At 62.8% G+C, this 22,506-nt stretch carries 23 protein-coding genes and 1 pseudogene; 11 read left to right on the top strand and 13 right to left on the bottom strand.

The window, feature by feature from the left end; translation table 11 throughout:
* Positions 1 to 42: 42 nt before the first annotated feature.
* The 5 genes from BVC93_RS27585 to BVC93_RS27565 all read right to left on the bottom strand — a co-directional run bounded on the left by BVC93_RS27585 (position 43) and on the right by BVC93_RS27565 (position 5,689).
* Positions 43 to 2,157: a molybdopterin-containing oxidoreductase family protein gene (locus BVC93_RS27585; protein ID WP_083740187.1), complete on the bottom strand. Its 2,115-nt coding sequence runs from the start codon at positions 2,155 to 2,157 to the stop codon at positions 43 to 45.
* A gap of 90 nt (positions 2,158 to 2,247) precedes the next feature.
* Positions 2,248 to 3,315 (bottom strand): molybdopterin molybdotransferase MoeA, encoded by a 1,068-nt coding sequence (locus BVC93_RS27580; protein ID WP_236950146.1) that lies wholly within the window; start codon positions 3,313 to 3,315, stop codon positions 2,248 to 2,250.
* Positions 3,316 to 3,445: 130 nt separating this feature from the next.
* A complete protein-coding gene (locus tag BVC93_RS27575) occupies positions 3,446 to 4,120 on the bottom strand; it encodes a response regulator (RefSeq protein WP_083740185.1) in 675 nt (224 codons plus the stop codon).
* Complete coding sequence (locus BVC93_RS27570; RefSeq protein ID WP_083740184.1) at positions 4,117 to 4,410, bottom strand: indolepyruvate ferredoxin oxidoreductase subunit alpha; 294 nt, start codon at positions 4,408 to 4,410, stop codon at positions 4,117 to 4,119. Before BVC93_RS27570 ends, BVC93_RS27575 begins: the two co-directional genes overlap by 4 nt.
* A gap of 79 nt (positions 4,411 to 4,489) precedes the next feature.
* Positions 4,490 to 5,689, bottom strand: a complete 1,200-nt coding sequence (locus BVC93_RS27565; protein WP_083740183.1) for a sensor histidine kinase — start codon at positions 5,687 to 5,689, stop codon at positions 4,490 to 4,492.
* A gap of 149 nt (positions 5,690 to 5,838) precedes the next feature.
* Here BVC93_RS27565 and BVC93_RS34855 point away from each other — a divergent pair, with 149 nt between their 5' ends.
* The 3 genes from BVC93_RS34855 to BVC93_RS27545 all read left to right on the top strand — a co-directional run bounded on the left by BVC93_RS34855 (position 5,839) and on the right by BVC93_RS27545 (position 8,777).
* Entirely contained in the window at positions 5,839 to 6,390 is a 552-nt protein-coding gene (locus tag BVC93_RS34855) for a molybdenum cofactor biosynthesis protein MoaE (protein ID WP_083740182.1), read from the top strand.
* Entirely contained in the window at positions 6,387 to 7,406 is a 1,020-nt protein-coding gene (gene moaA, locus BVC93_RS27555) for a GTP 3',8-cyclase MoaA (RefSeq protein ID WP_157517106.1), read from the top strand. The genes BVC93_RS34855 and moaA overlap by 4 nt, the downstream gene beginning before the upstream one ends.
* A gap of 699 nt (positions 7,407 to 8,105) precedes the next feature.
* Positions 8,106 to 8,777 carry an SDR family oxidoreductase gene (locus BVC93_RS27545; protein ID WP_083740180.1) on the top strand — a complete coding sequence of 224 codons (672 nt, stop codon included), beginning with the start codon at positions 8,106 to 8,108 and terminating at the stop codon, positions 8,775 to 8,777.
* 37 nt (positions 8,778 to 8,814) lie between these two features.
* Here the strand turns inward: BVC93_RS27545 and BVC93_RS27540 are convergent, their stop codons facing one another.
* Both BVC93_RS27540 and BVC93_RS27535 read right to left on the bottom strand, forming a co-directional pair.
* Positions 8,815 to 9,696, bottom strand: coding sequence for an alpha/beta fold hydrolase (locus BVC93_RS27540; RefSeq protein WP_083740179.1), 882 nt, complete (start codon positions 9,694 to 9,696; stop codon positions 8,815 to 8,817).
* A 6-nt stretch (positions 9,697 to 9,702) separates the two neighbouring features.
* Positions 9,703 to 9,948, bottom strand: a complete 246-nt coding sequence (locus BVC93_RS27535; RefSeq protein WP_083740178.1) for a DUF1761 family protein — start codon at positions 9,946 to 9,948, stop codon at positions 9,703 to 9,705.
* A gap of 84 nt (positions 9,949 to 10,032) precedes the next feature.
* Between BVC93_RS27535 and BVC93_RS27530 the strand changes: the two genes are divergently transcribed.
* Both BVC93_RS27530 and BVC93_RS27525 read left to right on the top strand, forming a co-directional pair.
* Complete coding sequence (locus BVC93_RS27530) at positions 10,033 to 10,671, top strand: winged helix-turn-helix transcriptional regulator (RefSeq protein WP_083741406.1); 639 nt, start codon at positions 10,033 to 10,035, stop codon at positions 10,669 to 10,671.
* A gap of 175 nt (positions 10,672 to 10,846) precedes the next feature.
* Positions 10,847 to 11,098: pseudogene (locus BVC93_RS27525) on the top strand (L-serine ammonia-lyase, iron-sulfur-dependent, subunit alpha); the annotation flags it as partial.
* Positions 11,099 to 12,458: 1,360 nt separating this feature from the next.
* On the opposite strand, the gene BVC93_RS27520 reads toward BVC93_RS27525, so the two are convergent.
* Positions 12,459 to 13,127: a FadR/GntR family transcriptional regulator gene (locus BVC93_RS27520; RefSeq protein ID WP_083740177.1), complete on the bottom strand. Its 669-nt coding sequence runs from the start codon at positions 13,125 to 13,127 to the stop codon at positions 12,459 to 12,461.
* 65 nt (positions 13,128 to 13,192) lie between these two features.
* Between BVC93_RS27520 and BVC93_RS27515 the strand changes: the two genes are divergently transcribed.
* Positions 13,193 to 14,413 carry a CynX/NimT family MFS transporter gene (locus BVC93_RS27515; RefSeq protein WP_083740176.1) on the top strand — a complete coding sequence of 407 codons (1,221 nt, stop codon included), beginning with the start codon at positions 13,193 to 13,195 and terminating at the stop codon, positions 14,411 to 14,413.
* Between the two features lie 805 nt (positions 14,414 to 15,218).
* On the opposite strand, the gene BVC93_RS27505 is transcribed toward BVC93_RS27515, so the two are convergent.
* The 4 genes from BVC93_RS27505 to BVC93_RS27490 all read right to left on the bottom strand — a co-directional run bounded on the left by BVC93_RS27505 (position 15,219) and on the right by BVC93_RS27490 (position 17,461).
* Entirely contained in the window at positions 15,219 to 15,611 is a 393-nt protein-coding gene (locus tag BVC93_RS27505) for a nitroreductase family deazaflavin-dependent oxidoreductase (RefSeq protein ID WP_083740175.1), read from the bottom strand.
* 271 nt (positions 15,612 to 15,882) lie between these two features.
* Complete coding sequence (locus BVC93_RS27500) at positions 15,883 to 16,215, bottom strand: type II toxin-antitoxin system PemK/MazF family toxin (protein ID WP_083740174.1); 333 nt, start codon at positions 16,213 to 16,215, stop codon at positions 15,883 to 15,885.
* The gene (locus tag BVC93_RS27495) at positions 16,212 to 16,418 is read right to left on the bottom strand and encodes an antitoxin MazE-like protein (protein ID WP_083740173.1); all 207 of its coding nucleotides are present in this window, start codon (positions 16,416 to 16,418) and stop codon (positions 16,212 to 16,214) included. The genes BVC93_RS27500 and BVC93_RS27495 overlap by 4 nt, the downstream gene beginning before the upstream one ends.
* A gap of 362 nt (positions 16,419 to 16,780) precedes the next feature.
* Positions 16,781 to 17,461, bottom strand: a complete 681-nt coding sequence (locus BVC93_RS27490) for a TetR/AcrR family transcriptional regulator (RefSeq protein WP_083741405.1) — start codon at positions 17,459 to 17,461, stop codon at positions 16,781 to 16,783.
* A 76-nt stretch (positions 17,462 to 17,537) separates the two neighbouring features.
* On the opposite strand from BVC93_RS27490, the gene BVC93_RS27485 reads away from it, so the two are divergent.
* Entirely contained in the window at positions 17,538 to 18,665 is a 1,128-nt protein-coding gene (locus tag BVC93_RS27485) for an FAD-dependent oxidoreductase (protein WP_083740172.1), read from the top strand.
* Positions 18,666 to 18,733: 68 nt separating this feature from the next.
* On the top strand, positions 18,734 to 19,627 hold the full coding sequence (locus tag BVC93_RS27480; RefSeq protein WP_083740171.1) for an NAD-dependent epimerase/dehydratase family protein: 894 nt from the start codon (positions 18,734 to 18,736) through the stop codon (positions 19,625 to 19,627).
* 154 nt (positions 19,628 to 19,781) lie between these two features.
* Here the strand turns inward: BVC93_RS27480 and BVC93_RS27475 are convergent, their stop codons facing one another.
* On the bottom strand, positions 19,782 to 20,666 hold the full coding sequence (locus BVC93_RS27475; RefSeq protein WP_192860122.1) for a LysR family transcriptional regulator: 885 nt from the start codon (positions 20,664 to 20,666) through the stop codon (positions 19,782 to 19,784).
* Between the two features lie 119 nt (positions 20,667 to 20,785).
* Between BVC93_RS27475 and BVC93_RS27470 the strand changes: the two genes are divergently transcribed.
* From BVC93_RS27470 to BVC93_RS27460, 3 genes are read left to right on the top strand one after another with little or no spacing between them, the layout of a single operon-like run.
* Positions 20,786 to 21,142, top strand: coding sequence for a VOC family protein (locus BVC93_RS27470; protein WP_083740169.1), 357 nt, complete (start codon positions 20,786 to 20,788; stop codon positions 21,140 to 21,142).
* 1 nt (position 21,143) lies between these two features.
* Positions 21,144 to 21,626: an SRPBCC family protein gene (locus BVC93_RS27465; protein WP_083740168.1), complete on the top strand. Its 483-nt coding sequence runs from the start codon at positions 21,144 to 21,146 to the stop codon at positions 21,624 to 21,626.
* Complete coding sequence (locus tag BVC93_RS27460; protein WP_083740167.1) at positions 21,623 to 22,504, top strand: 3-hydroxyacyl-CoA dehydrogenase; 882 nt, start codon at positions 21,623 to 21,625, stop codon at positions 22,502 to 22,504. Before BVC93_RS27465 ends, BVC93_RS27460 begins: the two co-directional genes overlap by 4 nt.
* The last annotated feature ends 2 nt before the right edge of the window (positions 22,505 to 22,506 follow it).

Genomic DNA, 22,506 nt, shown 5'->3' with positions numbered 1-22,506 from the left:
TCCTGGTTGTACTTGTCGATGCGGAATTGACGGACTTGGGAATCAGGTCATCGCTGGGTTTGCCTCGATGTCGACACGGGCGTCCTGATAGAGCCCCCCGCGACCTATGTCGGTGAGTTCTGCGGAGATAACTGCGGCAACCGTATTGGAGCCCAGACTCCGGGAGGGCCAGAATCCGTATGGCGCGACGACTGTGTCCCGTTGTAACGAGTCGTCGATCTTCAACTCTGCTGAGAACCGCCCGAGTTCGTTGAAGACAGTCACCTGCTGTCCTGCCTGGAGTCCACGGGATTGCGCCGTTTCTGGATTCACCGTGACCGACTGGCATCCTTCCGCCAACCGCTGTCGATCAACGTTCGCGTATTGAGAACTGATGAAGTGGTGTCCTCGGGGCGTAATCATGCGCAGCGGATAGTGCTCCGACACCGGTTCTTCCAGGTAGTCCGGAACGTCCGGAATCATTTTGCCGCCTTGGTTTTCCGAGTATCCTTGCCGGAACACCCCGGCAACACCGTCCTCGACGCCATGCGTGGCCAATTGGGCCTTCCCATTCGGCGTAGGGAAGCCGCCTGCGGCGAAGGGTGCCTCATCGGGGCCCGAGACGTTGAGCCGCGCCCATCCGGTTTTGCGGAGTTCCTCGAGTGAGATGCCGGAAAGCTGGGGTGCCGCCCAATTCAGCGCCAACCGAGCCATCTCTTCGTCGGTTAGTGAGAACCAAGGGTCGTCAAATCCCATGCCTTTGGCCAGGCGCCGGAAAACCTCGACGTTGGGCACCGACTCACCCACCGGATCGATCGCTGGATTATTGGCGCCGAGATAGACATGCCCCCAAGAGAACGCCAAGTCGAAGTGCTCGAGAAACGTGGTCGCAGGGAGCAGTATGTCGGCATAGCGAGCGGTGTCGGTCATGAAGTGGTCGGAGACGACGGTGAACAGATCCTCGCGGCTCAGCCCTGCGCGGATCTTGTCCTGTTCGGGAACCGTCACCATCGGATTGCCATTCATGACCATCAGAGCTTTGATCGGAACGGCGAGCGGCAACTCTCCTGTCAGTGCCCGACCAAGCTGAATTCCGTTGACGGTCTGCGGGTTCGGCTTTCTCCACTCCACCTGTGAAAGCAAATCCCACTGAATGGGAAATTCGAAGAGGGTCAGTTCGTGCGTGCCTCCTCCAGGCTTGCGCCAGGCGCCGGTTAGCGCTGGCAGGGAGTAGACCAAGCGGAACGTTTGACCTCCCTGCCGTTTGTTCTCCAACGCGGTCCCGACGCGGATACTGGACGATTCAGCGGTGGCGTATTCGCGCGCCAGGGTCTGGACATCCTCGACCGTCAGCCCAGTGATTGCTGCGACGCGCTCAGGCGGAAAGGCCATGGCGCGTTCGGCGAGCTCGTCGAAGCCGTCGGTGTGGTCGTTGATGAAGGCGTCATCGGTCAGTCCTTCGTTGATGATGACGTTCATCAACCCGAGAGCCAGTGCACCGTCGGTGCCAGGTTTGATTTGCAGGTGCCAGTCGGCACGCTTCGCGGTTCGACTGCGGTACGGATCGATGACCACCAGTTTTGCGCCGGCCTTCTGTGCCTTGATTATGAAGGGCATCAGATGGATGTTGGACGTCATCGGGTTGTGGCCCCACGCGATGATGTACTTCGCGTGGACGATTCCTTCGGGGTCGGTGACGGCTGGGCCGTACACGAGGTTGTAGGCGAGTCCGCGAACCGACGTGCAGAAGGTTCGCTCGATTACCGACGCGCCAAGCCGATGCATGAAGGGGTCCATCACGTTGAGCCCATTGAGAATGTGCTCGTTGCCCAGATATCCGGTCGGCAGAATTGCTTCGGAACCGTGGTCGGCAGAGATTTGCTTGAACCGAGTGCAGATGGTGTCGACGGCCTCGTCCCAGGAGATTCGAGCAAACTCGCCGGATCCCTTCGGGCCAGTCCGCTTCATCGGGTACTTGAGCCTCTCAGGGTGATAAACGCGTTTCTCGAAATCGTTCACCTTGGCGCACAGCCCGCCGCGAGTGAAGGGATGAGCAGGATTGCCTCGAACACCAACAGCCACGCCATCCACCACCGTCGTCAGGACGGAACAGGTATCGGGGCAGTCGTGATGACACGATCCCAGGACCGTCAGCGAGCGCTGCGCTTCGATGTCCACTCAGGGCCTTTCGTCGGAGGGGCTGGTCTCGAGTTAGAGTCTCAGCCCCGAACAATGCGGTTCACACCCGCAGGTGCAGGTCTGATGGCGCTACAGTCGGTATGCCTCGAAGCCGGATCGACCGAAGTGGCCCGCGGGCACTTTGACCAGGTGATCGGCTCCGGCAAGCGCGTTGATCGAGGCTGATCGTCCCTGGCCGAGCGCTTCGATGCGGCCTTGTGGCGTTTTCCTGCCGAGCAGAAGAACATCTCGGTGCGACTCGACAGGTGCATCCTCCATGAGCCTCACGAAGGTGCGCTGCCGCCCGGCCAGCCCGTGCCTGGCCCGCAGGGATTCCTCCACCAACACAACGAACGACACGAAAGCACTGACAGGGTTGCCGGGTAGACAGATCACCGGACGGTCACCGAAATGGCCGAATCCCTGCGCAGCGCCCGGCCTCATAGCAATGTGTTGAAATACTCCCTCGGACAAGGACTGACGCACCACCTCACGCGTTCCCGCGCTGATGCCGCCAATGGTGACGAAAAGGTCTGTGCCCTCGATGTAGCGGCGGCAAGTGGCGCGGAAATCCTGCACATCATCACCGACGATCTCGACCGCTCGGACTTGGCATCCGCTGTCGGTCAGGAGACCCGCGATCATCCCGGCGTTCGATTCGTATGTTTGACCGGGGCGACGCAGCGAGGAAGCAGGTACGAGTTCGTTGCCCGAGGCGACGACGACTGTTCGGAGCTTGCCGATAACCTGAGCGCGTGCATGGCCAGCTGCGCTGAGCGCGGCCAGCTTAGCCGGTGTCATCAGGGTGCCGCCGGCCAGAAGCTGCTGGCCGGCCTTGACGTCCTCACCTTGACGCCTGATGTTTGTTGCGGTGACGCGCTGGCCGTCGAGTCTCACCATGGAGCCTGGTGAACCGTACCCGCTGGAGCGTTCGACGGGTATCACCGCGGCGGTGCGTGGGTGGACAGGACCGCCAGTCATCGTCTGATGTGCATCGAAGCCGGCCGGCTCATAAGGGGGCTCGGCCCCAGCCGGAACCTCGGACACGACTCGAATATCGACCGGTCCATACGTCAACTGTGCGACAACGGTCGCGGAGACCGCGAAGCCGTCCATCGCAGCGTTGTCGAATGCAGGAACATCGGTTTGAGATCTCACGGGTGACGCGAGAACCCGGCCCAAAGTCTCCCCGGTGTCCGTACTCTCGACGGAGCACCGGGGTATCAACCCCGAGAGTTCGCGGCTGTACTGACTAGGTGATTTCACCAGGACTCACAGTCCTGATTCATCAAAGTATGTTCAGGGCACGCGCTTTGACCACAGCTTGTACTCGGGTGTGGGCGTCGAGTTTTTCCAATACTGCCTGAATGTAAGACCGGACGGTGTTGGCCGACAGATTCAAGTCGTTCTGGATCTGTGCCGTGGAGAAGCCTTGTGCCAGAAGGCGAAGTACCCGGTACTCGCTGGCACGCAACTCGGCCACCAGTACACCCTGCGATTCCACCCGAACGCTGTGGCATGTGCCGTTGTCTTGCTGGCTGAGTTGTGGATCGAGTGCCAATTCGCCGCGCATCACCCGTCGCATCCCGTCCAGCAGATCGACTTGCTCGGATGATTTCAACAGAACTCCGGCTGCACCTTCGTGCAAACAAGCATGCAGCAGTGGCGCTTCCATGAAACCGGTGAGGATCACGACCTTGGCCTCGGGACATTCCCGAAGAATGCTCCTGCAGGTCTCCGGGGCGAGTTCGCTACCAAGTCGTAAGTCCAATAGCACCAAGTCGGGTTGTAGCTCACTGATGCCCCTCAATGCGCTTGTGCCGTCGCAGAATTCGCCGACCACGCGAAAATCGGGAGAATCGTCGACCAGGGCCTTGACACCGAGCAGTACAACAGCATGGTCGTCGACAAGCACGACCCGGGTGGGTCGGAGGGCTTTCATCGTGGCCACCTGAAGGGTCATTTGTGCGCGACCGTCGGGTGGTCGGGGTTGGGCCCCTCTGGGGTTTGCATGACTCCGCTAGCAAACACGTCTGAGTTGATTTCGACGAACTGTCGCTCCTCGTCCGGAACATGGTCAGCAAGGAAGATCGCAGATTGCGGACAAGCCGGTACGCACGCTCCGCAATCGATACATTCGTCGGGATGGATGTACGCCATTCGTTGACCGGCGTAAATGGCGTCAACCGGGCACTGGTCCATACAGTTACGGTCCATGATGTCCAGGCATCCGCTGGTGATCACATAAGGCATGGGCGGTCCTCTGCGTTGGGAGTCACTTCATCGTGGCGCCCTCCCAACTTCGATGACACCCGCAAACGGAGGTCTCTGCTCACGCTACGCCGTTGAGTGGCACCTGTACTCGCGTTGTCAATCCGCCGTCCTCGTTTGCAGACCAGTGCACCTGTCCGCCCACCGTGGCGGCTACTGCATGCATGTTCCGCATTCCCAGTCCCGGCGAATCCGACGATCGTGGCGCTAGAGTCGCGTGGTCACTTTGCAGGCCGATGCCATCATCTTGGATGACCAATGTGAGGTCGGATTCGCCAAACGCCAATCCCACCATTACCGACCTAGCCTGTGCGTGCTTTTCGATGTTGTGGAGGATTTCGCGGGCGGTGGACAGCAACGCACGGTCCACCGCCTCCGGGCACTCGCGTGGGGCGCCAAGAGTAGTCACTTCGGCGGGAATCATCGTCCTGGTAGTGAACGCCTTGGTCAGCTCACGCATGGCAACTTCGAGGCTCCGGGCCCTCGGGAGGTTCGCTCGAAAGGTGTTGCGCAGACATGCACTAGCCGAACGCGCATCGTCGTTGATTGTTACGGCGAGAGCCCGGCTTTGCCGGGAGAGCACAGGGTCGCGTGCCAGTCGTTGCGCAGCCAGGGAGATGTTGAAGAGCAATTGCAGCGATGTGTCGTGCAAATGACGGACGATACGTTGCCGTTCCTCGGCCTTTGCAAGAACTTCGAGGTCCGATGCCCGGATCACCGACACGATCAATGGCGCGATGAAAGTGGCCAATTCCGACACCATGGCCAACGGCTCGTGCCTGTGCAGGGAGCTAGCCCGGCCAGCGTAGAGAATCGCGACGACCATTCCCGCATGCTCGATCGGGTGGGCAACGGCGGCACCTTCCGGCGGAACAAACCGCTCGAGGCTGGTCACGGGGACTCGGCAGCCTGGATATTGCTCGATCAGGGTCAAGTTTTCATTCTCGACAGCCCACCCGCCATCACAGAGCTGCGACTCCCTTTCGCGGACAGCAGATCCGCCGAGACCTTCACCCCATGGAACCACCGTGTCGACGTATCGTTGCGCGTGACCTAAGGCTGCCACCGGTCGAATCGCGTCATCGTGGTCGACCAGGCCAAGTACGGTCCAGGAAAAATCCGTCAATTCGAGAACCGCGCGGCAGATGCGCATGAACAAGGCGTCCGGATCACTGAGTCGAGTCATATCGCGGACCGATTTCGCCAAAGCCCTGACGTCCTCGATGTCCTCAATGCCGTAGCACACGACAACCTCCTCCACGACAAATCCCGGGCTGCAGACTATCCCTAGAGGGTGGTGCTCGCATTTCCGCGATCACTCGGTGACCAGCATTCGCAGGTTCTGCCCAGGTGCTTACGTCGTTAACGTGCAGCTGGTCAGCTGAACGCACAGTCCCTGGGAGGTTCGAGATGGCTGAAGCCGATGCTCTCGACACATCGTGCATTGGTGCCATTCACCGCGATGACTCTGATTGGCTGGCGCTCACAGCTGAGCCCATACAAGAGACTGAAGTGCGGAAGTGGTTGACACACCCAGCGTGCGGAGCCGTCGTCATCTTCGCTGGAACGGTCCGAGTGAACTCGCCGGGGCACCAGGACGTCCGGTCAATTCGGTACGAGGTGCACCACAGTCTTGCCATGAGACAACTTTCTGAGATTGCGACAGCCACGCACGCACGCTGGAGCGACGCTGTGAAGGTCTCGATGCTCCACCGCTTCGGCGACGTACCGCTGGGGGCAACGAGTGTCCTTGTAGGCTGTGCGGCACCGCACAGAGCCACAGCTTTTGCGGCGGCCGAGTTCATGATTGATCTGATCAAACAGGTTATGCCGGTTTGGAAACTCGAACACAGTGCTTCCGCCACGGCTTGGAGCGCATGTACGACCGACATCGTGCCCGTATCTACGGCAGTAGGCAGTTGGCGGAGGCGTTGCCCAAACGGTGAGACAGTGGCCATATGACGTCTCCGATGTATGACGCGAGAGGGCGCCGACTCCGCGACCTACGAGTCTCGGTCACCGATCGCTGCAATTTTCGCTGCCGATACTGTATGCCCCGCGAATCATTCGGACGCGGGCATCGGTTCGCTACCCAACACGATCTTCTTGCCTTCGAGGAGATCACCGAAATAGTGTCGGCGTTCCTGGTGCTCGGTATCGAGAAGGTAAGGCTGACCGGTGGTGAACCTCTGCTGCGCAACGGAATCGTGGACCTGGTAACCGATCTGCGTCGTGCCGCACCCGATGTCGACCTCGCGATGACCACTAATGGAGTGTTGTTGTCACAGTACGCTGTGGATCTGCGGGCGGCTGGCCTGGACCGGCTCACCATCTCGCTGGATTCCCTCGATGAGCTTACTTTTCGGGCCATGACCGACAGTAGGTTCCATGTCGCGGATGTCCTGGCAGGGATCGAGGCGGCCGATCGCGCCGGTTTCGCGGGCATCAAGATCAACGTGGTTGTTCAGTTCGGAGTCAACGATCACTTGATTGCCGAACTGGCCCAGTACTTTCGCGGAACCGGCCACATCATTCGGTTCATCGAATACATGGATGTCGGCACGACCAACCGATGGGACCGCGGTCAGGTTGTTGACGCGAACTGGATCGTCGCCCGGATCAACCGAGAAACGCCTCTGGAGGCCATAGCCCCGTCCTACGACGGTGAAGTATCCCGCCGCTACCGCTATCACGACGGTTCTGGCGAGATCGGCGTAATCGCTTCGGTAACAGAGCCGTTCTGTGGCAGTTGCACCCGCGCTCGGCTCAGCGCCACCGGCCAACTGCACACCTGTCTGTTCTCCACAGCCGGACTGGACCTGCGAAGCATCGTCCGCGGACAACGTAGTGACGATGATCTCCAACAAGCCATCCGGACCCGGTGGGCACAGCGTAGCGATCGATACTCTGAACTCAGGAGTGCGGGTGGAGACAACAGTCCGCACAAGAAAATCGAGATGTCCTTCATCGGAGGTTGAACTTGCCCATTCTTCTGATGTTCGGCAAGGCTCGCGAAGTTGCCGGAACCTCTCGTGCCAACTTCTCTGATCAGACGCTCGAGGAGCTCATGACCTCGGCGACAGAGCGTTTCGGCGAACCATTTACCCGAGTTCTGAATATCTCGAGGGTATGGGTCGACGGGAGTCCGCCCGAACCGGGAGTGATCACACCTCTCGGTCCGTCATCCGAAGTCACGGTGCTGCCACCAGTTGCTGGCGGGTAGTCGTACAGGTTCTGGCAGCAGCGCTCAGCTTGGGGACGGATGAAGGGGTGGCTTGTTTGTGCTAACAGATCTGATGATGGCAAGGACCTGCTGTGACCGGTGAGCCGGCGGCCTTGAGTCGGTGATCCCCGTATCCGGGAACATTTCGACGTCAAACTGGGCATAGAGCCAGGGGGAGCGGTGGAGATCTGCCGCGCGAGAGTCCGGCGATCGCCCCGCAATGCGGACATGGCCGGAACCCGTAGTACTGGTGGCCGCAATGGCGCATGGTGGCTAACCGGAATCCCTGCAGGAGAGGGAATTGTCGCCGTTGGGGCTCCGTTTCTGGGGTTATGGACACAGAACTCGACGTCGTGGTTTTGCCGGTTTCGGACGTCGACGCGGCCTGGGTGATGCAGGAGATCACCGAACTCGCACCAGGTCGCTGAGAACATCAATCACAGAGGAGAATCCAATGAACACAACACATGTCACCGCATTGGTGACCGGAGCCAACCGGGGACTCGGACGGCGATTCGCCCTCGAACTCGTTGCGCGCGGCGCTACGGTGTACGCCGCGGCGCGGCGGCCGGAGAGCGTCGACATCCCCGGTGTAATTCCTATCCAGCTCGACATCACCGACCCTGCCTCGATCCGTCGTGCGGCCGAGATCGCAACCGATGTGAATGTCCTGGTGAACAACGCGGGTGTATCGACGCGAGCGACCTTGCTCGGCAGCCCGCTCGAGGACATCCGGCTGGAGATGGAGACACATTACTTCGGTACGTTGCAGGTGATCCGGGCGTTCACACCCGTCATCGAACGCAACGGCGGCGGAGCCATCCTGGACGTGCTCTCGCTACTGTCGTGGCTGCATCCGTCCACCAGCGGTGCCTACGCCTCGGCCAAGGCGGCAGCGTGGGCTATGACCGACGCCGTACGAGAAGAACTGGCACCCAAGGGAATCACTGTCACCGCACTGCATGTCGGATACATGGACACCGACATGGTGACCTACATTCCCGCGGATCAGAAGATCGATCCCGCTGTGGTGGCCACCATGGCGCTCGATGGTTTGTTCGCCGGTGCGCGAGAGGTACTTGCCGACGGTAAGACCCGCGAGGCGAAGGCCGGACTCGCCAACTAGGTTCGCGGACGGGGCGGGGGAGTCCGCGGATCGCAGGTCATCGGGAGCCAGGTTGGTTGTGCCAGCGGCGGATCGCCGCGGCGAATTGCTCGGGAGCGTCGGAGGGAACGAAATGGCCGGCACCGCTGACGATGACGGCCTCGTTATCGGTGAAGATTTGCTGCCATCGCCGCAGTTCCTTGTCACCGAAGGCGAAGTCGCCGTCACCCCAGATGATCAGTGTCGGCAATGCTTCCATAACCTTGAGCCCCGCCTCGATGTCGGCGAGAAATGCCCGGCTGGAGGTGATCTCGCGGGGGAACACCGCCGATCCCTCCCGGCGAGCGGGGCTGTCGAGAGCGTTGCGGTAGTGGTCCATCTGTGCGCTGGTGGGTGTGGTCAAACGATGTCCTATCGGGATCATCTGGTTGACGAACAGGTTGAGTTGGCGGATGAGCAGCCGCCCGATGGGGCTGCCCATCACGTGCGACATAACTTGTATGAGCGGGTCGCTGACCGGCCATGCCCAGGTGTTGGTGAGAACCAGCCGGTCGAAGGTTTCAGGGCGCTGTTGCGCGACGGCCAGCCCGATCGGTCCGCCCCAGTCATGGCCCACCAGCGTGACGTTTCTCAACCCGAGCATCTCCACAAACCGACCGACGATCTCTGCGTGTTCGGTGGGTAGGTACCGGTAGCCCGGCGCTGCCGTCGAAAGCCCGAATCCTGGGTAATCCACTGCGATGCAACGAAACTCCGCTTTCAGGTGTGTGATGACCACGCTGTAGTCAAACGACCAGGTCGGGTTCCCGTGCAGGAACAGCAACGTCGGACCCGCGCCTTCGTCCACGTAATGCACGCGGTGCCCGTCGATGTCGAGGAACTGGCTCGCGAACGGGAACAATTCGTCATCGACCCAGGCGGGCCGCTCTGTGATTGCCATCGGTGTTTACACCAGCCCGATCGTCAGCGCCATGTCGAGAAACAACATGAGCGCGGCCGCCAGCCCCACTGCCGTAATACTGTTGGTGACCGGCAGCTGGGCCATGTTCCGTCGGCTGGCCTGCGCGGAGTCCTCCGCGGCTTCCCCCGTCACCGTCGACCACATCGTCGTGAACACCGTGCCGTACCAGGCGCCTGCCACGGCCATTCCGACCACAGTGGCGATAACGACGGCCAGCCAGTCGAGTTCCACCCTGCAAGCCCTCCCAGCTCCCGAACCGCCCGTGTGCTATGACTGATATAATCAAGTCTACTTTAAAATAGCAAGTAGGTGGCGATGAGTCGAGACTATGGTCAGTACTGCGGACTGGCCCGGTCCCTGGATGTGGTGGGGGATCGGTGGAATCTGTTGATTGTCCGCCAGCTTCTGATGGGACCGGCTCGGTATGGGGAACTGCGTCAAGGGCTGTCCGGCGTCGCGACGAACCTGCTGACTGACCGGCTTCGCGACCTCGAAACCGCCGGCGTGATCGAGCGGCAGCTGTCCGGCGACTCCAGTGCCATCACCTACGCACTGACTGAGTGGGGCGCCCAGCTGCGCGAGCCCATCTATGCGCTGGTCCGCTGGTCCACGCCATTGATGATCCGCGGACCCGAAAACGACGAGTTCCGCCCCGAATGGCTCTTGGTGGCGCTTCCCGCCTTGTTCGAAGGGCGTGTGCCCACCGAGCACCCGGCGACGGTGGGGATCGTGGTCGATGGCGTGACGGCCCAATTGCGGGCCACCGAGTCCGGGATCGCCGTCGGCAATCCGGACGGACAAGAGTTCGACGCCGTTCTCACCGCCGACGCCCATCTTGTCCTGGGGCTCGCTGCGAGCGCGTTGTCTCTGGAAGACGTCAGAGCGCTCGTCGACATTCAGGGCGACGAGTCCGCTCTGCGAAACATGTTCGAAGCACCCTCGACGATACGGTAGCGAAGACCGGTAGCCAGAGCTCAGCCCAGTTCGTCTCAGGCGTCACAACTATGGCGTAGTTGCCTTCGGACTAGCTATCGCCACCGTCGACAATGGGTAGGGGCCTGTTGCTAAGTGGCTCGGGACTACTGCACGGCGATTCGGGTGATGCCGGGTCGTAGCTGGCACGTAACCCGAGGTCGGGTCGGCCGCATCCATGGCCGCCGCCGGCCTGGCCGAAATCCTCGGCGACACAGCGCAACAGAGCGAGAATGCCGCCGAGATCGTCATGGAGCCATCGCCGGCCTGGTCGAGGTTGCCCTGCATCGAACGCAATGCCATCTCAGCGGGCAAAGCCATCAACGCAGCCCGGATGGCGCTGCGCGGCGACGGCACCCACCGGGTGAGTCTGGATCAAGTTCTGGAGACCATGCGACCTGGCGGCTCCGCGCCGAGGTGGCCGCCGCCTGCTGCAGCGCCATCCGAACAGTGTCAGAAACGCCAGCGGTCTTGAGCTCGCGCTGGGCTGCCGCCAAAAGGTCATCGTCCAGTCGATCAACCGTTTCGTCACGCCAACCCCGATCTATATGCGTAAAGCTCGTTTGGTGTATCACCGATGAACCCCGGGTTGTGACGGACGGCTGACCAGACAGCTGCGCAACCGCAACCCATGTTTCGTCACAGTGACAGAATGGCTGTAAGTTGTTGCACACTGGGTGTTTACCGTGCTCGCAGTAGGTGAGCCCTGCGGTTGGCCGACTGCCGAGAACCAGGGCGACGCAGACGGTGAACGGTGACAGCTCCGAGGTTGGCGCGGCAGTCGAAAATCGCAGAGTGCGGAAAGGTCCGCGTTGGGAACCGGCGGGCTTGCTCGCATTGACGTCGAGCCCTCGAGCCAGCATCTGAGCCCGCCAGCCATCTATCATCGCAGCGAAACATTTTCGCGACGCGGGACCTGAGAACTGAAACCCCGGTAGCTCTTCAGCCATGGCGACGGGCCCGCCGCTCGGTTCAAGCGACTGGCCACCGGCCACATGCACTCATCGAGCATCCCTGCGGCACAGCGCAATTCGTCACTGTGACGCAATGACGCGGTGTGGGGCGGCCGTCAGATAGGGGGCTCGAAGCGACTCGCACCGGCCAGATGTCGCCAGACCACCGTCGCAGCTCGCAACGTTTTAGCTGACGTCCCAATCATTCATTAAGTGATTGAAACGTACGCCGGCATCGACGCTTGTCTGCAACCGATTCGCGAATACCGGTCGGCGCGCCGGGGGCGCGCCGGGTGAGTTTGCGCCTGCCACCAGGCCGAATTGTCAAGGGTTGCGAGCTCTTTCATGTAAGCAACTCAGCGTAGCGTATTGCCGATAATCTACATTATGTCAAGTAAGATACTGCATACTGCATACTGCATCGGGTGAATCAAAGCCTGGCCGCTTGCTTGCGGACCAGAACTCCTCCCGTCGCTTTCGGCGATCGATGACGATGCTGCTGTTCGGCCTCACTGCACCTGGCAGCTTTCGCAATAAAGATGGCGGTCGACATTCGGTGGCCCGTGCTGCCAACGCAGGGTGGATTTGCAGCTCGGGGTTGGACCGCTTCTGAAGGCGCTCGGGCGCTCCGTCGGCGAACTAGTCGGCACCCTCGCCATGCTCGGCGACCGGCCGAATCTTTGTGCTTGCCTGCGCACTACCATGGACCGGCTCATCGCGGCCGAGACGTCGTGACCTGTGGAGTGGCAGTGCACTGAAACCGGGCACACGGTGCCGCAGCGCAGCGGAGGTACATCGTCGAACTTCTGCGCGACCTTAAGGGCCTGCGTCGCCGAGCAGGTGATCGAAGAGCCGCCCCGCCGCTTGCGCGGCTGCGTGCTCGTCGCCGGCGGCGATGTGCGCCACCACGTTGCTGTGGTCGACGGCCAGCGCCTTGGCGAAAGTCTTGGTGGTGGCCGCCACGCTGGCGGCAATGGTCTCCAGCAGGCCGCGGTAGAGCTCGATCAGGATCGCGTTGTGGGAACACCGCACCACGGCGAGATGGAAGTCGGCGTCGGCGCGCGCGAATTCCTCCTCCCCAGAAAGTAGACAATCCTGGCTTCTGGCCAACAGCGCGCGCAGTTCACCGAGTTCGTCGGCGGTGTGGTTGAGCGCTGCCAGCCGGGCACCTTCGACCTCAAGGGCCCGCCGGACCTGCAGGATCTCACGCAGCTCGCTGCCGCACAGTCGTCGGAGCGCACCGGATACCTCGCTGGTGGCGCGCACGTAGGTGCCGTCGCCCTGGCGGACTTCCAAGATCCCGGCGTGAGCCAGGGCGCGGACGGCCTCGCGGACGGTGTTGCGGCCCACCCCGAGGTGTTCGACGAGTACGGACTCGTTGGGGATGCGCTCATCCACCGGCCACTCCCCAGTGTTCACCGAGCTCCGCAGTTGTTCGATCACCTGATCAACGAGGCCGGTGCGACGCGTGGTGGTCAACGGCACAGCTCGTCCTTTCATCCAATCATGGGATGTATGCGACCATAGCAGTCGTGCGAGCCGAAACATGGATGAAACAATCCAATCATCAGGACGTTTCACCGTCGAATCTCCGGGAGAAGCCTGTCTCGGTTGTCGCCGGGGGTGCACTACTGGCGGTGGCGGTGGTACTCACCGCGCTGAACCTGCGGCCCGCGGTGACCAGCGTCGCGCCACTGCTGGGTGAGATGCGCGAGGAATTTGGCGCCTCGGCCACCTGGGCCGGTCTCCTCACCACCTTGCCCGCGCTATGTTTCGCCGCCGCCGGACTGACCGCCCCACGGCTGTCGGCCCGGATCGGGCTGGGGCGCACGGTGTCACTGTCGCTGCTGATCATCGCGGCAGGCCTGCTCATCCGCGCCGCCGGCGGATCCACCGTGGTGCTGGGCGCCAGCCTCGTCGCCTGTGCCGGTATTGCCTTGGTCAACGTGCTGATCCCCGTCGTGATCAAAGGGTCGTTCCCGGCCCGGATCGGCCTGATGACCGGTATCTACACCGCTGCGCTGCAAGCAGGTGGGGCCTTGGGGTCGGCGGTCACGCCCGGTCTCGAGGGGCCGCTGGGCGGCTGGCGGCCGGCGCTGGCGGTGTGGGCGGCGCTGGCACTGATCGCCCTGGCCGTGTGGGTGCCGGTCTCCCGGCGCCATGGCGCGGCCTGGGTCCGACGGATCGAACACGCCGAGCCGCCACGTTCGCTGCTGCGCAACCGCCTGGCGTGGACTGTCACCGTGTTCTTCGGGTGCCAGGCCTTCATGGCCTACATCGTGATGGGTTGGTTGCCCGAGGTGTTCATCGACAACGGGGTGCCCAAGGTGCAGGCCGGTGTCCTGGTAGGCCTGGCCTCGCTCATCGGTGTGCCGATCGCGCTGGTGGTCGCCCCCGTGGCCGCTCGCCGCGGGAGTCAGAGCGAGTGGATCGTCGGGCTCGGCCTGTTCGGAGTGGTGGGCATTCTCGGCGTCATGCTGGCGCCGGCGGCCCAGCCGGTGCTGTGGAGTGTGCTCATCGGCATCGGGCAGAGCGTCTTCGCTTTGGCTCTCGCCGTGATCGCACTGCGCGCCCGGACCGCGGAGGAAACTGCGCAACTGTCCGGGATGGCCCAGGGACTGGGCTACCTGATCGCCGGTACCGGGCCCCTGCTGTTCGGCGTGCTCCACGACGTCAGCGGTGGCTGGACGGTGCCGTGGAGCCTGTTCCTCGTGGTCTACGCCGTGCAGATGGCCACCGGCGCCGTCGCCGGACGCAACCGCTACGTCTAGCTACGGGAGTGGCTGCGCCCCAGCGGGGTTCAGCGTCGCGCATGAGTCTCAGGTGGTTGCGCCGGCATAGCTCCTACGGCTGATCCAGGGCCGCTGAAGCGGTGGTGACCATGGCCACGAAAGTGCCGACGATTCCGACAGGATCCACGTGACGGTCACCGGCCGCGGGAAGCCTGGCGTCGCGATCGCTGGGGCGGTGTAGTGGCCTGTCTGCTTGCCGGCCACCACTGTTGGAAGACAACCTATCTGAGACTTTGACACCCACGTCCGTGTGAGACGGACGATCAAGTCTCATTCAAGCTGGCAGTTCTCTGCGGCGAACCACCAAGCTGACTGGGAACGGACAGTGTTTCCCTATCGGTGATGTGGGTGCGTGACTGGTCGTAGTTCCAGTCGCGGGATTCCCGTGAAGTCGGCGGGGTTGCACGTGTGCAGCGGCATTCCATGTGCGATTGCACCGGCCGCTATGACTGCGACGTAGGCGCGCGCAGCCGGCTTGCGGCCCGACGCGCGAAGCGCCGCGGCCACGGCTTGAAACGCGCGGGCGCTCTGCATCGTCGTTGGCGACGTTTGGACGCACGGATAGCTCAGCCAGCGTGATCGCGCTGACCGCCGATTCATCGGAGATGAGGCCAAAGGGGCTGCTGGCACTTTCTCGGTGGTCAGCAGCACAACTCACGGCCGCTGGGAAGACGACAGATCGAAGCAACTGGAAGTGAAAAGCAGTGCAAATGAGGGGGTTTGATGGGGATCGGAAGCCTGTAACGTGTCGACATCGAGCCACCCGCGTCCGAGCCTGGCGGCGTTATCCGGCTGATTCGTGGCACTCGTTCAGGTCGAGGAAGTCGTCAACCGCCAACATGCCCAGTACCCGTCGCTCGAGTGGTCTGATGCTCGTGCGCTCTGGGTCGTGGACGATCCGCGGCTCGGATAAGGTCAGCGTGCGGCCCTGGGTTCGCAGCGTACAACCCTGTGCCGCGACGACATTCTTCACCCATTGGCTATCGGCGCCGTAGGTGAGGGCGATGCGTACCCCGGTTGGCGTCCGAAAGACATTGACGGGGGTTTTATAGCTTCGCCCGGAGCTGCGACCCTGGTGAATCACCAGCCCAAACCCGGGTGCCCAGGGCGCAATGCGTTGGGTGATTTTATTGAGGCCCACTCGATTCAACCGGGCCACCGACTTCGGAATTGGCATTCGCCACCCTCCCAACTTGGGACACGCGCACTGTGGGCTACCGCACGCCCAAATACTGCCACAGTCCGATGGCGTCCACTCAATATGGTGAAACGACGATGTGGCGGACGTCGGCGATCAGTGCCAAGGACCGAAACCCCCACTGAGGCGAGGTGCTGGCCGCTTATCACGAGCACGGCGGCGCAGACCACCGGTAAGAATACGGCGGAATCGAATATGGCCGGTTGCCAGTAGAGTGCGCTGTATTGCCCTGCTGCTCAACGGTTCTCGCCTATCGGGCAAGGCCGAGGAATGCCATCATCGCTCGCTCGACCTCGACGACTTGCTCCGCTGTCAGCCGACCGACTCGGGCGTGGACGTTCGACCTTTTGACGGTTGTGAGCTTGTCGATCATCACGTCACTGTCGTGATCGAGTCCGGACAACCGGCCGTCTCCGCCGGCTATCCGGATGCGCATCAAAGGCGCATCCAGCAGCGTGCTGGACATGGGAGCAACAGTGACGGAACTCGTGGCATCAAAAAGGTCATCCTGAACAATCACCGCGGGACGCGGTTTGGTCGCGTAGACGCCCCCCGCCACGGTCCAGATCTCCCCTCTGTTCACTCCTCGTCCCACGGCGTCGAGATGGCCTCAATGAAGTCCTGGTCATCTGTGCCTTCGTCCGCTCGTGCGACTAACGAAGCCTGACGATGTGCTTCGGCGGCAAAACTCTCGGTGCGCACGTCAGGCACCCAGACCTGCAGCGGCCGCAGGCCCCGCTCCCGCATCCGCCGTCGATACTCGCCGACCCTTTCCCTCACTGCCACGCCAACATGTTACATGTAACGCAAATTCTAGGCGGCCGGACAGTTAGATCGGCGGAGACGGCAAACAACATCCAAGCCCCTGAGCTACCCGAAGATTGCCATCAGCGCGACCCCGTGAAGCTGTGCCGACCTTGACGTATCGCTTGAGACCGGGTGGAGAACGACGAGATCGAATATGGCGGGTTGCCAGTAAGCCACTGCACATCGCATCGGATGAATCATTGCCTCGCCGCGTTCTCCGGCAGTCGGTGCGAATGGTGCTACACACGGCATCCACGGTGCCCGGTTGCGCAGTCAGTGAACGTATTTCGACCCTCTAGCAGTGCTGGCCGAGCTCAACATTCTGATCTGGCGCGGCGACTTCACTCCTCGCGGAGTGTGTCGATTCCCGCAAGAATGAGTTCGAGTCCGGCGATGAACTGCTCACGGTCGTCATGCTCGGCCAGCTGTTCGGCAAGGTGGTGCACGAACGGGTGGGTGCTCGAGTCGTACTGCGCCGACCATTGCGCGGCGATGGCCGCCAGGAAGGTCGGTCGGTCCGTCTCGCGCAGCTGCAACCGGGTGGCCGCAGCGTGTTGCGCAGCCAAGGCAACAAAGTAGCTGACGAGCGCGGTAGCGGCGTTGAACTGCGCAGCGTAAGGCACTCCGAGAGCCTGCAGGGGCAAGCCGACGCCTTCGAAGAGATGCAGCACCGCCGGTTGCCATGGCACTCGGGCCAGCTGGGCGCCCAGCCACGGGTGTGCGTTGAACGCATCGAACACCCCGAGGGCGACGGCACGGATACTCTCCCTCGGTTCCAGGTCGGCGGCGGCGCCGGCCACGGCGCGAGCGACGACGACGTCGGCCGCCGCCGCCAATAGTTCCTCCTTGTCGGCGACGTGCCAGTAGATTGCGCCGCTGCCCGTTCCGAGGCGAGCGGTGAGCTGACGGAAGGTCAGCGCGCCCTCGCCCTCCTCGTCGAGCATCTCGATGGCCGCCGCCACAATCCGCTCCCTGGACAGCGCGTCACCGCGCGGTCGGCCTCGTCGACTCCTAGTCGCCATGAAAGCCAGTTTGACACAACTGGAACGGCGCTCCAAAATCATCACTGGAATGTGGTTCCAAATTAGGAGTGAGACGATGCCATCAACAATCACGATCGTCGGCGCCGGGCTGGGCGGTCTCACGCTGGCACGGGTTCTGCACGTAAACGGCATCCGCGCCACGGTGTACGAGGCAGAGGCCTCGGCAGAAGCCCGCACCCAGGGAGGTCACCTCGACATCCATCACAACGAGGGGCAGGTAGCCCTGCACGCCGCCGACCTCATGAGCGAGTTTCGCGCGATCATCCACCAGGGGGCGGAGGCCTCGCGCGTGCTCGATCGACACGGCGCGGTGCTTCTCGATGAACCCGACGACGGCACCGGCGGCCGTCCGGAGGTACTTCGAGGCGACTTGCGAAGGATTCTGCTCGACTCAGTACCCGACGGGACGGTGGCGTGGGGCCGCAAGGTCAGCGCCGTCGAGTCGCTGGGCGACGGCGAGCAGCGCCTGACGTTCACAGACGGTTCGACCGTGACCACTCAGGCACTCGTCGGTGCCGACGGCGCGTGGTCCAAGGTGCGCCCCCTGCTCTCAACGGCCACGCCGCACTACACTGGCGCCACCTACTTCGAGGCCTATCTCTACGATCCGGACACACGCCATCCGGAGGCGGCCGCAACAGTCGGCGACGGTGCCATGTTCGCTCTGGCGCCTGGCCGCGGGATCGTCGCTCATCGCGAACCCGACGTCATCCATACCTACGCTCAAATACGGTGCTCCGCTGGCTTCGTCGACGGAGTCGACTTCGCCGATCCCCCGTTCGCCCGTACCCGAATCGCAGCCGAGTATGAGGGATGGGCGCCGCAACTCACGAGCTTGATCACCGACACCGACACCCCGCTCATTCCCCGCCCCATCTTCGCGCTGCCCAACGGTCACCGATGGAACCGCGTACCGGGGGTGACGCTGCTCGGCGACGCCGCACACGTGACCGCCCCGTCAGGAGATGGCGCGAACATGGCGATGGTCGACGGCGCCGAACTCGGCAAGGCCATCGCGGCATACCCAGAGGATCTGGAGGCGGCGTTCACCGCCTACGAACAAGAACTGTTCCCGCGCAGCGAGCAGGCCGCGCAGTTCGCCGACACGATCGTCGACCTCATGCTGGGCGACCGCGCCCCACACTCCCTCGCGGACTTCTACACCGCTGGCGCCCAGGCGTAACGAGCGCCGTCGCCGCCAGCAACGCAGACACCCGACACCCGCTGTCTACCAACGCCTAAGGAGAACCCTTGGCCATCTTCGTGACAGGCGCAGCCGGCTACATCGGCGGGGCCATTGCAGCCCGATTGATCCAGTCCGAACGAGAAGTCCGAGGCCTGGTTCGCACCGACGAAAAGGCACGACAACTCAGCGATGCCGGAATCACCCCGGTGTTTGGCAGTCTGGACGACACCGAGTTACTGGCCTGCGAGGCCCATCAATCCGAAATGGTGATCAACGCCGCCGACAGCGATCACCGTGGCGCAGTGGAGGCGCTCATCGAGGGCCTCGCCGGATCCGGAAAGCCGTTGCTGCACACGAGCGGAACCGGAATGCTCGCCCAGGACACCGGAGGCGGCGTCTCCGATCGCCTCCTCGATGACGACAGCCCGTATCTGTCGGCAGTCGACGACGCCCACCGAAGTCGCGCCGAGATCGACGAACTCGTCACCGCAGCCGTCAACCGCGGTATTCGGTCAGTCGCGCTGTGCAACACCTGTATCTACGGGCACGGTCAGGGTCTGCACCAGGAGAGCATCATGGTGCCCTGGCTGATGAAGCAGGCCCGTGCGGACGGGGTGGCACGCTACATCGGCAAGGGCCAAAACAAGTGGTCCAATGTGCACATCGACGACGTCGTGGACCTCTACCTCCTCGCCGCGGCGAAAGCACCGGGGGGAAATGCCTATCTGGTCGAGAACGGCGAATCCTCGTTCGCAGACATCGCCGAGGCCATCAGCCAACGCCTACAACTGGCACCGCCGCAGTCGTGGTCTGTCGATGAAGCCGCAGCGCAATGCGGAGCCGTCTACGCATACATCTTTGGCTCCAACTGCCGAGTCGTTGCCAAACGGGCTCGAGCCGAACTCAACTGGCGGCCAAAACACCATTCGATGACCACTTGGATTCGACAGGCTGCGTAGCTTGCCGGGGATGAACGGCCAGCACCAGCGACTCGTCCTTGTCGATCACGCGGGCCGCCGAGGATCGCAACGTCTGGGTCTCCCCCTCCCTGGCATCAAGATCCCCGCGGCCTGGCTTCTGGTGTTGTTCCGTCACAGGCTTGTGGTTTGACACTCACAGCGCTGAACCGGACGCCCGTTCGCCGACCGCCAGTCGTCGAGGCAGGTCCCGCACCCGAGGGCCGAGTTCTTCCCGGCACAACGTGGTGAATGCGTCGATGTGCGGCATGATCCGATTCTTGTTGTACGCCAACGCAACCGTTTGTAGCGGTGCATCCCTGACCGGGATGCACCGCACACTTGCGTCGACGTAGAACGCCGCGATGCCGGCGGGTAACAGCGCGACAGCCTGCCCGGCAGACACCGCCAATACCGCATCCTGCGGATCGAAGACGTCGTCGCCGGCGTTGGCACTCGGACGCTGCAGCACCGGTTCGGCAAGGCTGTCGAGGTCGGCCAACTGTAGCCAGTGCCGAGACGCCAGCGGATGATCGTGGCGCACCGCGGCAACGACGGGTTCCTCGAACAGGTCCTCGACGTGTGCGCCGTCCACCCGGATCGGCGGTCGGCAGAACACTACGTCGGCGCGGCCGTCGCGGAGAAAGGGGGCCTGTGCGGTCGTCGATGTGAAGATCGGTGTGACGTCCACGTCGGGCCGCAGCATCCGAAACGCCGCGATCAACGCCCCGGCGTCGACACCGGGCATGAACCCCACAACGAAACGTGCCGGCGCGCGGCCCATCAGCCGGGCGTCACGCTCGAACGTAGCGGCATCCGACAACAGCACCCGCGCCCGCGCCAGTAATGTCGCGCCGGCTTCGGTGAGGTTGGTGCCGCTGCGTGAGCGCGCGAAAAGCTGTACACCCCAGCTCTTTTCCAGAGCGGCGATTTGTCGGCTCAATGCCGGCTGGGTCATGTGTAGCTTGGCCGCAGCGTGCACGAAGCTGAGTTCGTCGGCGACTTCCACGAAGTATCGCAGTCGACGCAGATCAAGATCCACCCGCCGATCGTAGCCCTCATGCCGCTCCGGCATGAGATTCGTCAACATCGGCATTGGCGGCGAATACGTTGCGCCGCTGATGATGAGTGAGCTCACACCAACCAAGAGAAAGCCTCACCATGCAGACCATTTGGGTCGAACTGCCCGCTACCGACCTTGAGCGTGCAATCGCCTTTTACGCCAGCGTTTTCGGCCACGCTCCTGGCGACATCATCGACCAGGGCGTGAGGCGCATCTCCATCTTGCCGGGAACTCCGAGCGTCTCGCTGAACCAGACCGCCGGCTTCACGCCGACGACCGAGGGCTCGCTGCCCTACTTTGATGTTGATGAGCCTCTCGCGACGGTGCTGGAGCGTGTGACCCGCGGCGGCGGCCGTGTCATCGAGCCGACCGAGCAGCGCGGGGAAAACGGCTTCTTCGCTCTCATCGTCGATTCCGAAGGCAACGGCGTCACAATCCACTCAGCGCAGGCCTGAGATGCCCGAACTGCCCTCCGATGCTGATATCGCCTGCCCGGCATCGACGATCTTCGACATCATTATCGACCTGAAAGGCGAGGGCCGGTGGCTCTCGGAATCGTCGGCATTCAAAGGGACCGTCGAGATCTCCACCGATCCGGTTCAACTGGGCACCACCTATCGTGAACCGGGTCCGATCGGGGTGCGCAACGGCGTCGTCACCGAGTTCGACCCGCCGACACGCATCACCTTTGATCAGCCGATGACACTCAAGTGGCACCTCGGCACGCTCGGCGTGGTGCTGCGTTACACGCTGACCCCTTGTGACGGGGGCACCCATGTCCATCGGGTGTGCACGCTGACTGTGCCCTCCCACCTCGCGCTGCTCAAACCGATCTTCGTGCGATCGTTCCGGGTGGAAAGCGCCCGTACGTTGGCGGCGTTGAAGGCCTATGCCGATCGCCTCGGCCACGACGACGCGACAGGAGCCAGTCAGCCATGACCGGACGGTTGTACTTCCTTGATCTCAGCGGCGGAAGAATCGTCGCGGTGAACCCCGACGGCTCCGACCCGCGAACGCTGCTGGCCGGGCTCACCGGCCATCCCGACGGGATCATCGCCGACACCGAAGGCGGGCACCTGTACTGGACGAATATGGGCGACCCGGACGGCAACGACGGGTCGATCGAACGCATAGACCTCGACGGCCTCAACCGCACCACGATCGTGGCGGCGGGCGCCACGTTCACGCCGAAGCAGATCCAGTTCGAAGACGGGACACTGTACTGGTCGGACCGGGAGGGCATGCGCGTGATGCGCGCCGCTGCCAATGGGTCTGCTGTCGAGACGCTGGTCCAGACAGGGTTCGGCGATACCGACCGCAAGGACCAGCGCAACTGGTGCGTCGGCATCGCCGTTGACCGCGTGGGCGGCAAGATCTATTGGACGCAGAAGGGCGCCGACGACTCCGGCCACGGTCGCATCCTGCGCGCCGGCATCGACGTCCCCGCCGGGCAGACGCCGGCCGAGCGCACCGACATCGAGGTGGTCTACGACGGGCTCCCCGAGCCGATCGACCTCGACATCGACCACGGCACACGGACGCTGTACTGGACTGACCGTGGTGACCCGCCACGCGGAAACACCGTCAACCGGGCGCCATTGGACCCCGGGCCCGATGGCCGGCCCGAACCCGAGATTGTCGTCGACCATCTGATGGAGGGCATCGGCTTGGCTCTTGACGTCGCTGGTGACCGTATGTTCGTCACCGACTTCGCGGGCACGGTCTACCGTGCGGCGCTCGACGGGTCCGATAAGACGACACTGCTGCAGGCCCAGGGCAATCTGACCGGCATCGCCTACGCCCGAACGCACAATTGATC

The sequence above is a fragment of the Mycobacterium sp. MS1601 genome (genome assembly GCF_001984215.1).
GTDB lineage: Bacteria > Actinomycetota > Actinomycetes > Mycobacteriales > Mycobacteriaceae > Mycobacterium.
The sequence above is the reverse complement of the archived record's forward strand: the minus strand, read 5'-3'. Positions and strand labels throughout refer to the sequence as shown.

Excerpts from the sequence above, each read along its gene's own strand:
- BVC93_RS27570 (WP_083740184.1), bottom strand. The coding sequence starts at position 4,410 with ATGCCTTATGTGATCACCAGCGGATGCCTGGACATCATGGACCGTAAC.
- BVC93_RS27470 (WP_083740169.1), top strand. The coding sequence starts at position 20,786 with ATGCAGACCATTTGGGTCGAACTGCCCGCTACCGACCTTGAGCGTGCA.
- BVC93_RS27460 (WP_083740167.1), top strand. The coding sequence starts at position 21,623 with ATGACCGGACGGTTGTACTTCCTTGATCTCAGCGGCGGAAGAATCGTC.
- BVC93_RS27515 (WP_083740176.1), top strand. The coding sequence starts at position 13,193 with ATGAAACAATCCAATCATCAGGACGTTTCACCGTCGAATCTCCGGGAG.
- BVC93_RS27465 (WP_083740168.1), top strand. The coding sequence starts at position 21,144 with ATGCCCGAACTGCCCTCCGATGCTGATATCGCCTGCCCGGCATCGACG.
- BVC93_RS27485 (WP_083740172.1), top strand. The coding sequence starts at position 17,538 with ATGCCATCAACAATCACGATCGTCGGCGCCGGGCTGGGCGGTCTCACG.
- BVC93_RS27530 (WP_083741406.1), top strand. The coding sequence starts at position 10,033 with ATGAGTCGAGACTATGGTCAGTACTGCGGACTGGCCCGGTCCCTGGAT.
- BVC93_RS27575 (WP_083740185.1), bottom strand. The coding sequence starts at position 4,120 with ATGACCCTTCAGGTGGCCACGATGAAAGCCCTCCGACCCACCCGGGTC.
- moaA (WP_157517106.1), top strand. The coding sequence starts at position 6,387 with ATGACGTCTCCGATGTATGACGCGAGAGGGCGCCGACTCCGCGACCTA.
- BVC93_RS27490 (WP_083741405.1), bottom strand. The coding sequence starts at position 17,461 with ATGGCGACTAGGAGTCGACGAGGCCGACCGCGCGGTGACGCGCTGTCC.
- BVC93_RS27545 (WP_083740180.1), top strand. The coding sequence starts at position 8,106 with ATGAACACAACACATGTCACCGCATTGGTGACCGGAGCCAACCGGGGA.
- BVC93_RS27505 (WP_083740175.1), bottom strand. The coding sequence starts at position 15,611 with ATGCCAATTCCGAAGTCGGTGGCCCGGTTGAATCGAGTGGGCCTCAAT.
- BVC93_RS27540 (WP_083740179.1), bottom strand. The coding sequence starts at position 9,696 with ATGGCAATCACAGAGCGGCCCGCCTGGGTCGATGACGAATTGTTCCCG.
- BVC93_RS34855 (WP_083740182.1), top strand. The coding sequence starts at position 5,839 with ATGGCTGAAGCCGATGCTCTCGACACATCGTGCATTGGTGCCATTCAC.